The sequence below is a fragment of the Streptomyces sp. YKOK-I1 genome (assembly GCF_054660435.1).
This window is the reverse complement of sequence record NZ_BAAGDR010000001.1, coordinates 4,666,019-4,678,666: the sequence shown is the minus strand read 5'-3', so window position 1 is coordinate 4,678,666 and position 12,648 is coordinate 4,666,019. Positions and strand designations below refer to the sequence as shown.

The following is a 12,648-nucleotide window of genomic DNA, read 5'->3' as shown; positions in this document are numbered from 1 at the left end:
GTCCTACGCGTCCGACCAGTTCGGTACGGGTGCCGTACCGAGGAAGCGGAACCTGCCCCCGTCGACCAGGTATCCGAAGATCGGCGCGTTCAAGGGGCTGAAGGCCCCGGTCTTGGGATCGAAGGCGTACTTCTTCGCCACTCCCTGATAGCTCGCCCGGCGCAGCGAGGCGGTCAGCTGGGCGCGCGTCGGCCGCCTGCCCGCCTTGCGCAGGACGTCGGCGACCAGGTTGACGGTGTCGTACGCCTCCACCGCGAAGAAACCGGGCGCGGAGCCGAACCGCTCGCGGTGGGCGGCGGTGAAGTCGGCGGCCCCGGGCAGGGCCACGGGGTCCGCGCAGGTGCTGGTGATCAGCCACCCCTCGGCGGCCTCGCCCGCCGCGTCGAGGAAGCCCTGGGTCAGGGCGGCTCCCGGGGTGTACCTCGGTCCGTCGAAGCCGGCCGCGGCCAGCTCGCCCGCGAAGGCCGCCGCGCCCGCCGCGGGTCCGCCGTAGACGAAGGCGTCGGCGCCCGCCGCCAGCATGTCGGCCACGACGGGCCGGAAGGCCGTGGTGCCGGCCGGGACGACCCGCGGATAGGGCACGCGGCCCTGCCCCCGCAGCAGCAGGTTGACGGAGCCGACGGTCTCCCAGGCGTAGTCGCCGCCGCCGCGGTCCATGAGCAGGCCGGGCCGCCGGGAGGGGCCGGTGGCGGCGACCCCGGAGGCGTACTCCTCGCTCACCGCCTCGCCGCCGGCCGTCAGGAACACGGCGATGGGTCCGGTGGCCGCCACGTCGGCGGGGCGGGCGTGCAGGAAGGAACGGTTCTCGCTGGTGGTCAGGATGGTCGATCCGGCGGACACGGAGATCAGGGGGAGCAGCGCCCCGTCGTACACGCCGACGACGGCGCGGGCCGGTTCGTCGGACGTCGGGCCGAGGACGGCGAGGACGTCCTTGTCGGCGACGAAGGCGCGGGCGACGGCGCCCGCCCGGGTCGCGTCGCCCCGGTCGTCGGCCGTCTTCAGGGTGAGCGTGAACGGCTTGTCCTTACGGGCGTTGAACTGCTCGACCGCGAGCCGCGCGCCCCGCTCCTGCGCCCGCCCGAGGGCCTTGCCCGGGCCGCTGAGATCCGCCTGGACGCCGATGATCCAGTCCCGGGCCCCGGCGGGGCCGGACGTCTCGTGGTCGTCGTCCCCGCGCAGCGCGGCCCAGGCCGCCAGCCCACCGCCCGCCGCGAGTACGGCGCCCGCGCCCGCCGCGAGGAGGAACCGCCGCCGGCCGGGTGCGGGCGGCTCCGGCGCCGCTGTTCCCGGGTTCGTCGCCGCCCCCGCCCCAGCCACCACCGTCGGCTCGATGTCCGGCAGCGCGAGCATCGCCGCCGAACGCTCCGCGATGACCCGTACGACGTCCTCGGGCAGCCATCCGGCCGGATCCCCCGAGGTGTCCTCGACGATCAGCTCGGACAGGGCCGCCGCCGAGGGCCGGTCCGCGGGGTCCTTGGCCAGGCACGGCCGCAGCAGCACGAGCACCTGCTCGTCGATGCCCGCGAGATCGGGCTCGTCGTGCACCGTGCGGTAGAGCAGCGCGTCTGCCGTGCCGGTGCCGAAGGGCGGGCGGCCGGTCGCCGCGTACGCCAGCAGACAGCCCAGCGAGAAGATGTCGCTGGGCGGGCCGAGCGCGTCGGCGCGGGCCTCGGCCTGCTCGGGCGAGAGGAACCCGGGGGTGCCGACGATCATGTCGGCGGAGGTGATCGCGGTGTCGTCGGCGGCCCGGGCGATCCCGAAGTCGATGAGCCGCGGTCCGTCCACGGCGAGCAGCACATTGCCCGGCTTGACGTCCCGGTGCACCAGTCCGGCCGCGTGCACCTCGGCCAGCGCCCCGGCGAGCATCCTGCCCAGCACGCGCACACTGCGGGCGGGCAGCGGCCCGCAGTCGGCGACGGCCTCGGCGAGCGAGGGCCCGGGGACGAAGGCGGTGGCGAGCCAGGGCGCGGCGGCGTCCGGGTCGGCGCCGGTGACGGGCACCGCCCAGGCGCTGGCGACCCGGCGCGCGGCCTCCACCTCGCGCCGGAAACGGGCCCGGAACGCGGGGTCCTCGGCGTACTCGGCCTGGATCACCTTGATCGCGGCCAGCGCGCCCTCGTCCGTACGTCCGAGGTAGACCACACCCATGCCGCCGGCGCCGAGCCGGCCGAGCAGCCGGTACCCGGCGAGGGAGGAGGGGTCGGAGGGCAGCAGCGGGCCGGTCACGTGTCCGCCTCCAGTTCGGTCTGCAGGCGCAGCAGCATGCTGCTCTGGGTCTCGGCCACCGCCTGGATCAGTTCCCCGTACTCGTGCCCCTTGGAGCCCCGGCTGGTGGTGGCGACGGTGACCTGGCCGATACGGCCCTGGGTCCAGGTGTAGGTGTACGGGCCGCCCAGGGTGTCGCTCCGGTACTCGCCGGACTCGAAGAGCGAGTCCTGGGCGTACAGGTTGCCGTTCTTGCCGAACGGTGCGCCGAGCGATTTCAGCCTGGTGATCCGTTCCCCGGCGCGCAGCACCTGGTCCGGGCAGCGCAGCGCTTCCTCCAGGGTCGACGCCTGCTCCCAGTCGGCGCCGTCCGCGTCCTTGTGGACGGTGACGGTCACGGCGACCCTGACCGGGCCCGTGCCGTCGGTGGCGGGGAGTTCGCTGTAGCGGGTGACGCTGGCGAGGACGTCGTCGGGGACGGGCTCACGCTGCCAGACGCAGTCGTCGTCGAGGACCGGCCAGCTGTCCGGATCGCTGTCCGGGGCGGAGCGGACATAGCCGGCGCCCCACAGCTCGGGGCCCGCGGCGACCTTCTCGGCCAGGCGCACGGCGTCCGCGCGGGTCTTCGGGGCACGGGCCGGATCGGGGGTGAAGTCGAGCGCGGTGGGCTCCGGGCCGGGAGCGGCCGTGGCGCCGTCGGCGGAGGCGCCGGTGGCGGTCTGCTTCGGCGATTCCGTGGCTTTGCCGCCTCCGGGCCCACCACCCCCGCCGGAACACGCGCCGACGAGCAGTAATCCGCTCACCGAAAGGGCGCACAAGCCCCGTAAAAGCCCACTGTCCACCGCTTCCGCCCCCCGGCGCTCCGCGCGTCGCAGCTTTCTCCCGGCACTTTCCCGGACTCCCTCAGGACGACGAGAGTACGGCGGAATTCAGTTCCGTCCCAGTACCACGGTCCCCGAAGAACAGAACCACCCACCGGTCCCCGAGGCCACCCCCAGCCGGGGCAACTCGCCGTCGGATCGCCGCACTTGGCGTTCCCCGGCCTCGCCCCGCAGCTGCCGGACCGCCTCCACCAGCAGGAACAGCCCCCGCATACCGGGATGCTGGGCCGACAGCCCGCCCCCGTCGGTGTTCACCGGCAGCTCCCCGCCGACCGTCAGCCGGCCCTTCTCCACGAACGCCCCGCCCTCGCCCTTGGCGCAGAAGCCCAGGTCCTCCAGGGTCACCAGGGTCATGTAGGTGAAGGCGTCGTAGATCTGCGCGAAGTCCATCTCGGCCGGCCGCACCCCCGCCCGTCCGAAGGCCGGCCGCCCGCTGACCGCCGCCGGGGAGACCGTGAAGTCCTCCCACTCCGACAGGCTCGCGTGGGAGACGTGCTCCCCGGTGCCGAGGATCCACACCGGCGCCGTGCGGCAGTCCCGTACGTACTCCTCGGCCGCCAGCAGGACCGCCGCGCCCCCGTCGGAGCGCAGACAGCAGTGCAGCTTGGTGAACGGATCGGCGATCATCGGCCCGGCGAGCACCTCGTCCACGGTGACCGGGGTGCGGAACATCGCCTCCGGGTTCAGCGCCGCGTTCGCCCGCGCCTGCACGGCGACCTCGGCGAGCTGCTCGATCGTCGTGCCGTACTCGGTCATGTGCCGGCGGGCCGCCATCGCGTACTTGGCGATCAGGGTGTGCCCGTACGGCACCTCGAACTGGAGCGGGCCGCGTGCGCCGAAGGCGAAGGTGCCGGTGCGGCGGCCGGCCCGGATGTCGGCGCGGGCCGTGGAGCCGTAGACCAGCAGGACCGCGTTCGCGTGCCCGGCGGCGATCGCGTCGGCCGCGTGCGCCGCCATGACCTCCCAGGTGGAGCCGCCGACCGAGGTGGAGTCGACCCAGGTGGGGCGCAGCCCCAGATGCCCGGCCACCTCGACCGGGGCGAGGGTGCCGAGCCCGGCGGAGGCGAGACCGTCCACCCGCGACCGGTCGAGCCCGGCGTCCGCCAGCGCCCGGCGGGCCGCCTGGGCGTGCAGGGTGTACGGGGTCGCGTCGTCCACCCGCCCGCAGTCCGAGAGCGCGACGCCGACGACGGCCACTTTCCGGGTCCCCGAGGTCATGAGAGGCCACCTTCCGCTGTCTTCCGCTGTCTTCTGTCTTCCTCTGTGCATCTCGATCCGGCCCTCCTAATATGACGGACCGTCAGATCCGGAGGGAAGTGCCAGATCCGGAGGGACATGCCAGATCGGGAGGGAATCCATGGACCCCCGCCTCACCGCCGAGCAGGACGAGATCCGCCGCACCCTGCGGGAACTGCTCCACAAACGCTGCGGCCCCGAGGAACTGCGGGCCGCCCTCGACACCCCGGCCGGCCACGACCGCGCCCTGTGGACCACCCTCGCCGAACAGCTCGGCCTGCCCGGCCTCGCGCTCCCCGAGGCGTACGGCGGTGTCGGCTGCCCCCGCACCGACCTCGCGCTCGCCGCCGAGGAGACCGGCCGGGCCCTCGCCCCCACCCCGCTGCTCGCCACCTCCGTCCTCGCCGCGCCCCTGATCCTCGCCCTCGGCACCGACGCCCAGCGCGCCCGGCTGCTCCCGCGCCTCACCGACGGCACCCTCACCGCCGCCCTCGCCGTCCCCGCGCCCGCCCTCACCACCGCGCTCGCCCTCACCGGGCCGGGCGGCGGCGACTGGTCCGGCGGCGGACGCGCGGGCGGGGTGCAGGCCCGGCGGGCCGGGGACGGCTGGCGGCTGTACGGCGAGGCCGCCCAGGTCCTCGACGGGCACAGCGCCGGGCTGCTGCTCGTCGCCGCCCACACCGGGGGGTTCGTACGGTCGCGGACCCTGCTGTTCCTCGTGGCGGGGGACGCCACCGGAGCCGTACGGACCCGGCAGACCGCCCTGGACCCGACCCGGCCCCAGGCCCGGGTGCAACTGCGGCATGTGGACGCGGAGTTGCTGGGGGACGAGGCGACGGAGGTGGCCGGGCCGCTGGCCCGCGCCGGGGAGTTCGCCGCCGCCTTCCTCGCCTGCGAGGCCGTCGGGGCCGCCGACCGGGCGCTGGAGCGGACGGTGGAGTACCTGAAGCAGCGCGAGCAGTTCGGGCGGGCCATCGGGTCGTTCCAGGCGGTGCAGCACCGGCTGGCCGATGTCTATGTGCAGGTCCAGGCGGCCCGGTCCGCCGCGTACTACGCCGCCTGGGCGACCGGGCGCGGCGAGGGCGTCGGCGGGCTCGCGCTCGCCCAGGCGCTCCAGGCGCTGCGGCTCGCCGCCGCCGAGGGGATCCAGCTGCACGGCGGCATCGGGTTCACCTGGGAGCACCAGGCGCACCTGTACTTCAAGCGGGCCGCCGGCGACGAGCTGCTGTTCGGTCCGGTGCACCGGCTGCGGGCCCACGCGGCCGAGGAGTCGGGACTGTTCGCGGGCACGGGCACGGAGGTGACGGTGTGATCGGCGTCCGCGTGGTGCAGAAGGTGTCCTCGACCCGGGCCTTCGCCCGGTTCGCCCCCCATGTCGTCCCCGCCCTCGACCGGGCCGTCCACCGGCTCACCCGGGGAAAGGTGCTGCTCAGCGCCCAGATGCTGCCCGGGGTGATCCTCACCGCGACCGGCGCCCGCAGCGGCGAGCCGCGCCGCACACCCCTGGCCTGCATGCCGGAGCCCACGGGCCGCACCTGGATCCTCGTCGGCTCCAACTTCGGCCGCACCGGCCACCCCGCCTGGACCGCCAACCTCCTCGCCCACCCCGACGCCGAGATCAGCTGGAAGGGGACCGGCATACCGGTGACCGCCCAGCTGCTGACGGGGGAGGAACGGGCGGCGGTCTGGAAGGACCTGCTCGCGTTCTGGCCGCCGTACGCGACCTACCAGGCGAGGGTGGAGCGGGAGATCCGGGTGTTCCGGCTGGTGCCCAAGGCGTAGAACACGATCAGAAGGCGTGCTGGACCAGCAGGAACGCGCCGATTCCCAGCATCGCCGCCCCCGAGGTCCGGGTGACCGCACGGGCCGCCGCCGGGCGGGCGCCCAGCACCGCGCGGGCCAGCACGCCGACCGCGAGGTAGACGGTGGCGCAGCACGCCATGTGCAGCAGACCGAGGACGGCGGTCTGCGCGGCCACCGGCAGGCGCGCGCCGCCCCCGGTCACCAGGAACTGCGGCAGGATCGACAGATACAGCAGCAGGCCCTTGGGGTTCAGGCCGCTGATCATCGCGCCCCGCAGGAAGACCCGGCCCTCGACCACCGGCTGCTCGCCCTCCTCCGGCACGCCCGGCCGGCGCAGCACCCCCCACCCCAGCCGCACCAGATACCCCGCCCCCGCCACCGTGAGCGCGGTGAGCAGGGCGGGCGAGCCCGCGACCAGGACGGCCAGGCCCGCCGTCGCCAGCGCCGTGTGCAGGGCGTAGCCGCTCACCAGGCCGCCCACCGCCGCGCCCACCGAACGGCCGCGCAGCCCGGCGGAGATCACATACGCCCAGTCGGCGCCCGGCACACAGACCAGCAGCAGGTCCAGCGCGAGGAAAGAAATCAGCGTTCCCGTGTCCATGTCGGGGACATTAGGCGTGATCCGGCCGAAAGTGTTCCCGTTCTTTTCCCGGAACGCGGCAGAATGGGGGAAGATCTGCCCCATGGACGACGTGGACCGGAAGATTCTTGCCGAGCTTCAGCAGGACGGGCGGCTGACCGTGACCGAGCTGGCCGCGCGGGTGCGGCTGAGCGTCTCGCCCTGCCATCGGCGGCTGCGGGAGCTGGAGCGGTCCGGGGCGATCAGCGGCTACCGGGCGGTGGTGGAGCCGGCTGCCGTCGGGCTCACCTTCGAGGCGCTGGTCTTCGTGTCCATGCGACAGGAGGACCGGGACACGGTCGCCGAGTTCGAGCGGGCGGTGGGTGAGCTGGCACACGTCCTGGACGCCCAGCGGCTCTTCGGGGAGCCCGACTATCTGCTGCGGGTGGCGACCGCCGACCTCGCGGCCTTCCAGCGGCTCTACGACGAGCGGCTCGCGACCCTGCCGGGGGTGCAGCGGCTGACGTCCACGCTGGTGATGAAGCACGTGGTCAAGGACCGGCCGCTGCCCGCGTAGCGGCACGGGCGGTGCTCCACCCTGTGGAACCACCGCCCGTCAGACAGGACTTGGTCAATGGCCTCGCCGGGATGGCCGGAACTACTTCGTCGGCTTCTTGCCGGTGATGCCCAGGTGGACCAACAGTGCCAGGTTCGGCTTCAGTTCGGCCTGCTTGACGCCCCAGGACTGGAAGCCCTTCTGATGCGAGGCGACCGCCGCGAGCATCGCGACCAGCGAACCGGCGACCGCGGCCGGGTTCACGTCCTGGTCGACCCGGCCCTTGGACTGGAGCTCGGCGACGGCGTCCGAGAGGGAGTTGTTCACCGAATTGAGGATCTTCATCCGCAGCTTGTAGAACCGCTTGTCGCCCTCGGCCGCGCCGAGATCGACGACCCGCAGGATCGCGTCGTTCTTCTTCCAGAACTCCAGGAACCCGTCGACGAGTTCCTGCGCCGTCTGCCAGCCCGCCTTGCCGACCCACGAGCGGCCCTCCAGCAGCTCGGTCAACCCGGCGCCCTCGGCGGCCATTTGATCGGCGATCTCCAGGACGGCGCCCTCGACGTCCGGGAAGTACTGGTAGAAGGTCGCGGGCGAAGTGCCCGCCTTCCGGGCCACGTCGATGACCTTGACGTCCCGGTACGGAGAGGAGCTGAGCATCTCGCTGAGGCAGTCCAGCAGCTTCTGCCGCGTCGCCTGCCCGCGCCGGCCGGCCACGCGGCCGTCGACGGTACGCACTTGTCCTGTCATGCCGTCAGCTTACCGAGGGGTGATCGGAGCGCGATTCGGCCGACTGCAAATGGGGTGCGAGGGGCCCGGAGGAAGGGTGCGCTGGTCTGCGCGTTGCGTGCACCGCCGTTAGTTTGGCTGCATGGCCGAAAACAGGGCATCGGTGAACACAGAGGGTGGCGCCGGGGCGGTCCCCGAGGGCATCCCGTGCTGGGTGGACGCGCAGCTTCCGGACGTGGACGCGGGCAGGCGGTTCTACGGCGAGCTCTTCGGATGGACCTTCCAGGAGGTGTCCGGCGGCTCCGTGTGGGCCCTGCTGGACGGCCGGCCGGTCGCCGCGCTGGCCCACAAGACGGACGGCCGGATGCCCACCGTCTGGACGGTGTACTTCTCCACCCCCGACGCCCAGGCCACCGTCCGGCGGATCCGGACGGCGGGCGGACAGGTGGTGATGCCCCCGTTCCCGGTGGACGGCCAGGGCTTCGCCGCGCTCGCCGCCGACCCCGAGGGCGCCGTCTTCGGCCTCTGGCAGCCGGTCGCCCACCCCGGATTCGGCGTCCGGCACATCCCCGGCGCCTTCGCCTGGGCGCAGCTCTACGCCCGGGACACCGAGATCGCGAACACCTTCTACGGCCATCTCTTCCACGAGGCCCTCTTCGGGCCCGGTGCCGCGCCCGACTTCGGCCGGGTGCCGGTCACGGACGTCTTCCCGGAGGTCATGCCGCCGCACTTCCTGGTCCACTTCGGGGTCCGGGACTGCGAGGCGGCGCTGGGCACCGTGAGCCGGCTCGGCGGGCGGGTCCAGGCGGGCCCGTTCACGGCTTCGTACGGAATCGTGGCGGTCGTCACGGACAATCAAGGTGCGTCGTTCGCGCTGCTTCAGCGTTGAACCACGTACCGGAGTACCCGCTCACGCACCGTCCCGCATGCTGTTTCGCCCGTATATGAGATGAGACACCCCGATCGCCCCCGGGTTCGCAACCAGCCGCCCGGCCAGGAAGAATCTGGGGTGCGTGCCGCCATGGCGGTGCGGTGGTGAGACGCTGCACTTCGGTCGCGTACACATAGTGGGTGACGTGGCCCGTACGGGGAGGTGGCAGGCAAGTGGTGGATCAGCTGACGCAGCACGATCCGCGGCGGATCGGGCCGTTCGAGGTGCTGGGACGGCTGGGGGCCGGCGGCATGGGGCTGGTCTATCTGGCGCGCTCCGCGTCGGGCCGGCGCGTGGCGATCAAGACGGTCCGGACGGAGCTCGCCGAGGACCAGCTCTTCCGCGTGCGCTTCACGCGTGAGGTGGAGGCGGCCCGGGCGGTCTCCGGCTTCTACACGGCCGCCGTGGTCGACGCCGACCCGCGCGCCGCGGTGCCCTGGCTCGCCACGGCCTACGTCCCCGCGCCCTCCCTCGAGGAGATAGTGAACGACTGCGGGCCGATGCCGGCCCAGGCCGTGCGCTGGCTGGCGGCGGGCGTCGCCGAGGCGCTCCAGTCGATCCACGGCGCCGGGCTGGTCCACCGTGACCTGAAGCCCTCCAACGTCCTCGTCGTCGAGGACGGCCCCCGGGTGATCGACTTCGGTATCGCCTCCGGCGTATCGAATACCCGTTTGACGATGACGAACGTCGCCGTCGGCACCCCCGCCTACATGTCCCCCGAGCAGGCCAAGGACTCCCGCAGCGTCACCGGCGCCAGCGATGTCTTCTCCCTCGGCTCGATGCTCGTCTTCGCCGCCACCGGCCACCCGCCCTTCCACGGCGCCAACCCGGTCGAGACGGTCTTCATGCTGCTGCGCGAGGGCCCGGACCTCGAAGGCCTCCCGGACGAGCTGCGCCCGCTCATCGAGTCCTGTATGCAGATGGACGCCACGGCCCGCCCCAACCCGGCCGACCTCCAGGCGCAGCTCGCCCCGCACCTGTTCGGCTCCGGCTCCGACGACAGCGGTACGGCGTCGGCGTGGCTGCCCGAGAAGGCGGTCACCCTCATCGAGACCCGCCGCGGCGGCCGTCCCGCCCCCAAACCGGCGCCGGTGAGCCCGCGCCTCCCGGCGCTGCCGCCGCCGCCCGCCCACGACCCCGTGGTGCCCGCGCCCGCCCTGGGCCCCGGCCCGGTGCCCGCCGTCGTCGGCGCACCCGACCCCGGCCCGGTGCGCCTGGCCGGCGCGGCCGTGCCGATCGGCCCCGGCCCGCGCGTCGCCGACGTCCGCGCCACCGCCGCCGTCAAGGCGCCGCTGCCCGAGCCCGGCCTGGTCGCCAACTGGACCCGGATCCGCCCCGCCCTGGGCGCGGGCGCGGACACCGCCCTCACGGCCCCGCAGACCACGGCGGCCCCCGACGGCCACCCGGCGGGCTGGCGCCCCTGGCGGTTCCGGATGTCGAACGACGTGTGGGGCACCCCGGCCGTCTCCGGCGACCTCGTCTACGTCACCTCCTTCGAGGTGCACGCGCTGGACGTGGCGACCGGCCGGCGCCGCTTCAAGACCCGGGACGTGGCCTGGTCCATGGCGGTCGCGGACGGCCGTGTCCACGCCTCCGACGGCCCCACCCTGTTCGCCCTGGAGGCCCGCGAGGGCCAGGACCTGTGGCGGCTCCAGACGGAGGCCTGGGTCTACTGCCTCAGAGCCGAGCGCGGCACGGTCGTCACCGCCACCCGCGGCGGCGGGGTCCAGGCCTGGGAGGCCTCCACCGGGCAGAAGCTCTGGGAGATCACCGGCTGCCAGAGCGACTTCGAGTCGCCCGAGGCGGGCCCCGCCCTGCACGACGGCACGGTCTTCGTCTGGCAGGAAGCCCGGCTCAGGGCCCTGGACGCCCGTACGGGTGACGAGCGCTGGTCGTACCCCATCGGCGACGCGGCCTCCTGCGGCGGCGTACCGGTCCGCGTCACCCCCGCGCCCGACGGCCATGTCTACCTCTCGGCCGGCACCCGCGTCATCGCCGTCGACGTGGCGAGCGGCATGGTGCGCTGGCACTTCGAGGCCCCGGCGGTCTTCCTCTCCCCGCCCGCCTTCGTCCCCGGCCCCGCGGTCACCGGCGGTGGCGTCTACCTGGCCGACTACCTCGGCACGGTCTACGCCCTCGACGCCGCCGACGGCCGCGACCGCTGGCGCATCGCGACGGAGTCCCGTTCCTCCGTCGACCCGGTCCTGGTGGCGGCCGGCCATGTCCACGTGGGCAGCGGCAAGGGCCTCTACACCCTGGACGCGGTCACCGGCACGCCCAAGTGGCGCTTCCAGGCGGGTGGCGACATCGTGGGCTCCCCGGCGGTCGAGGCGGGCCGTATCCACTTCGGCTCCACGGACCACCTCCTCTACACCCTCAAGGCCGACGACGGCCGCCTGCGCTGGAAGCTGGCCACCGGCGGCGAGATCACCGGCTCCCCGGTGGTCCGGGACGGTGTGGTGTACGCGTGCAGCAAGGACCGCTGTGTGTACGCGCTGGACGCGGAGAAGGGGACGGGCACGGCGCGCACGGTCTGACGCGGTGTTGTCCCGTTCCGGGACGGCCGTCGCACCGGGCTCGGGCTTCACGGAAGGGTCCGCACGGCGGCCGCCACGCCAGACGCTACGCCGGGTGCCGCCGGGTCGCCAGGTAGTGGCATGCCCGTGACAGCACTTGTCTAGGCTGACGGTATGAACACACGGGGGCACGGAAAGCTCAGGTTCGCGGCGGTCTCAGCTCTGGTGGTGCTGGCCCTGACGGGCTTCTCCACGGGCAGCCACCACGGCATCGGCAAGAGCAGCGGCAAGCACCGGAGCGGCAGCAGCGACAGCGACAGCAGCGGCGGGGGCGGCGGGTGCAGCAGCTCCAGCCAGGACCATGACGGGTCGTCGTCCGGTGGCTCGTCGTCCGGCGGCTCCTCCTCGACGACCGGGCAGGACGCCGTGGTCGACCTGCTGATCTGCGCGACGGAGTCCGACCCGTACGCGACGGTCCGGCTCACCAACCCGAACTCCACCGGCGACCACTTCACCGTCACCGTCCGCTTCTTCGACGCCGACTCCCAAGAGCTGGAGGAGCGCACAGCGGACGCGTACGTCGCCGGGGACGACACCACGACGGTCCAGGTGGCCATGTCCAGCGCATCGGTCGCGGCGAAGGTCGACCACTGCGAGCCGGAGGCGTACGCGCCGGTGAGCTGAGCCCGCGCGTACGTCGCGTACCTCACGTACTTGACGTACCTGGTGGCCGAGTGCACCCTGGACAGGTCGGGACGAGTGAGGAGGCAGGCCATGGCCGCGGTCCACTACGAGAGCTACACCCAGGCGCGCGCGCACCTGAAGGACCTCCTCGACGCGGCCGACGAGGGGCGCGTGGCGACCGTGCGCCGCGAGTCGGGCCGCTCGGCGGTCGTGGACGTGGAGCGGCTGCGCCACTATCTGTCGCTGGTGTGCCCGTCGAAGGCAGAGGTGGTCGCCGAGGCGAACGGCTGGTCCGTCTTCCTGCCCGGCCTGCCGCTGGCCGCCGACGGGGCCACCTTCGACGAAGCCATAGGGGAGATGGTCCAGGTCCTGCGCGAGTACGCCGAGGACTGGCAGGACCGGCTGCGGACCGCGCCCAACCACGCGGACAACTGGGGCCTGGTGCAGTTGATCGCCCTCAGCGACGACGGACAGCTGCACGACTGGCTGGTGGGTGCTCCGAGGTGACCTGGGCCCAGGCCGACCGCGAGAACCATGACCGTTTCTGC

12 protein-coding genes are annotated in these 12,648 nt (G+C 73.5%); 7 read left to right on the top strand and 5 right to left on the bottom strand.

From position 1 onward, the window contains the following. Positions 1–3: 3 nt before the first annotated feature. The 3 genes from ACYQ8Q_RS20460 to ACYQ8Q_RS20450 all read right to left on the bottom strand — a co-directional run bounded on the left by ACYQ8Q_RS20460 (position 4) and on the right by ACYQ8Q_RS20450 (position 4,304). Positions 4–2,226 carry a bifunctional serine/threonine-protein kinase/ABC transporter substrate-binding protein gene (locus ACYQ8Q_RS20460; protein WP_460066820.1) on the bottom strand — a complete coding sequence of 741 codons (2,223 nt, stop codon included), beginning with the start codon at positions 2,224–2,226 and terminating at the stop codon, positions 4–6. After that, positions 2,223–3,008 carry a hypothetical protein gene (locus ACYQ8Q_RS20455; protein ID WP_460066817.1) on the bottom strand — a complete coding sequence of 262 codons (786 nt, stop codon included), beginning with the start codon at positions 3,006–3,008 and terminating at the stop codon, positions 2,223–2,225. Before ACYQ8Q_RS20455 ends, ACYQ8Q_RS20460 begins: the two co-directional genes overlap by 4 nt. Before the next feature lie 126 nt (positions 3,009–3,134). After that, positions 3,135–4,304: a thiolase C-terminal domain-containing protein gene (locus ACYQ8Q_RS20450; RefSeq protein WP_460066816.1), complete on the bottom strand. Its 1,170-nt coding sequence runs from the start codon at positions 4,302–4,304 to the stop codon at positions 3,135–3,137. A 139-nt stretch (positions 4,305–4,443) separates the two neighbouring features. Between ACYQ8Q_RS20450 and ACYQ8Q_RS20445 the strand changes: the two genes are divergently transcribed. After that, complete coding sequence (locus tag ACYQ8Q_RS20445; RefSeq protein WP_460066814.1) at positions 4,444–5,634, top strand: acyl-CoA dehydrogenase family protein; 1,191 nt, start codon at positions 4,444–4,446, stop codon at positions 5,632–5,634. Beyond that, positions 5,631–6,104, top strand: coding sequence for a nitroreductase family deazaflavin-dependent oxidoreductase (locus tag ACYQ8Q_RS20440; RefSeq protein WP_460066811.1), 474 nt, complete (start codon positions 5,631–5,633; stop codon positions 6,102–6,104). Before ACYQ8Q_RS20445 ends, ACYQ8Q_RS20440 begins: the two co-directional genes overlap by 4 nt. A 7-nt stretch (positions 6,105–6,111) precedes the next feature. Here the strand turns inward: ACYQ8Q_RS20440 and ACYQ8Q_RS20435 are convergent, their stop codons facing one another. Then, positions 6,112–6,726 carry a LysE family translocator gene (locus ACYQ8Q_RS20435; RefSeq protein ID WP_460066809.1) on the bottom strand — a complete coding sequence of 205 codons (615 nt, stop codon included), beginning with the start codon at positions 6,724–6,726 and terminating at the stop codon, positions 6,112–6,114. An 82-nt stretch (positions 6,727–6,808) separates the two neighbouring features. On the opposite strand from ACYQ8Q_RS20435, the gene ACYQ8Q_RS20430 reads away from it, so the two are divergent. After that, complete coding sequence (locus tag ACYQ8Q_RS20430) at positions 6,809–7,261, top strand: Lrp/AsnC family transcriptional regulator (RefSeq protein WP_460066807.1); 453 nt, start codon at positions 6,809–6,811, stop codon at positions 7,259–7,261. An 81-nt stretch (positions 7,262–7,342) separates the two neighbouring features. On the opposite strand, the gene ACYQ8Q_RS20425 is transcribed toward ACYQ8Q_RS20430, so the two are convergent. Further along, complete coding sequence (locus tag ACYQ8Q_RS20425) at positions 7,343–7,978, bottom strand: TetR family transcriptional regulator (RefSeq protein WP_460073424.1); 636 nt, start codon at positions 7,976–7,978, stop codon at positions 7,343–7,345. A 133-nt stretch (positions 7,979–8,111) separates the two neighbouring features. Between ACYQ8Q_RS20425 and ACYQ8Q_RS20420 the strand changes: the two genes are divergently transcribed. The 4 genes from ACYQ8Q_RS20420 (at position 8,112) to ACYQ8Q_RS20405 (ending at position 12,607) form a co-directional block, all read left to right on the top strand. Then, positions 8,112–8,858 carry a VOC family protein gene (locus tag ACYQ8Q_RS20420; RefSeq protein WP_460066805.1) on the top strand — a complete coding sequence of 249 codons (747 nt, stop codon included), beginning with the start codon at positions 8,112–8,114 and terminating at the stop codon, positions 8,856–8,858. Positions 8,859–9,073: 215 nt separating this feature from the next. Further along, positions 9,074–11,437, top strand: coding sequence for an outer membrane protein assembly factor BamB family protein (locus tag ACYQ8Q_RS20415; RefSeq protein ID WP_460066803.1), 2,364 nt, complete (start codon positions 9,074–9,076; stop codon positions 11,435–11,437). A gap of 153 nt (positions 11,438–11,590) precedes the next feature. Further along, on the top strand, positions 11,591–12,100 hold the full coding sequence (locus ACYQ8Q_RS20410; protein WP_460066801.1) for a hypothetical protein: 510 nt from the start codon (positions 11,591–11,593) through the stop codon (positions 12,098–12,100). A 90-nt stretch (positions 12,101–12,190) separates the two neighbouring features. After that, a complete protein-coding gene (locus ACYQ8Q_RS20405) occupies positions 12,191–12,607 on the top strand; it encodes a prevent-host-death protein (protein WP_460066799.1) in 417 nt (138 codons plus the stop codon). The last annotated feature ends 41 nt before the right edge of the window (positions 12,608–12,648 follow it).

Bases quoted from the DNA above. Each gene is read 5' to 3' on its own strand.
- ACYQ8Q_RS20445 (WP_460066814.1), top strand. From the start codon at position 4,444: ATGGACCCCCGCCTCACCGCCGAGCAGGACGAGATCCGCCGCACCCTG.
- ACYQ8Q_RS20405 (WP_460066799.1), top strand. From the start codon at position 12,191: ATGGCCGCGGTCCACTACGAGAGCTACACCCAGGCGCGCGCGCACCTG.
- ACYQ8Q_RS20450 (WP_460066816.1), bottom strand. From the start codon at position 4,304: ATGACCTCGGGGACCCGGAAAGTGGCCGTCGTCGGCGTCGCGCTCTCG.
- ACYQ8Q_RS20430 (WP_460066807.1), top strand. From the start codon at position 6,809: ATGGACGACGTGGACCGGAAGATTCTTGCCGAGCTTCAGCAGGACGGG.
- ACYQ8Q_RS20420 (WP_460066805.1), top strand. From the start codon at position 8,112: ATGGCCGAAAACAGGGCATCGGTGAACACAGAGGGTGGCGCCGGGGCG.
- ACYQ8Q_RS20435 (WP_460066809.1), bottom strand. From the start codon at position 6,726: ATGGACACGGGAACGCTGATTTCTTTCCTCGCGCTGGACCTGCTGCTG.
- ACYQ8Q_RS20410 (WP_460066801.1), top strand. From the start codon at position 11,591: ATGAACACACGGGGGCACGGAAAGCTCAGGTTCGCGGCGGTCTCAGCT.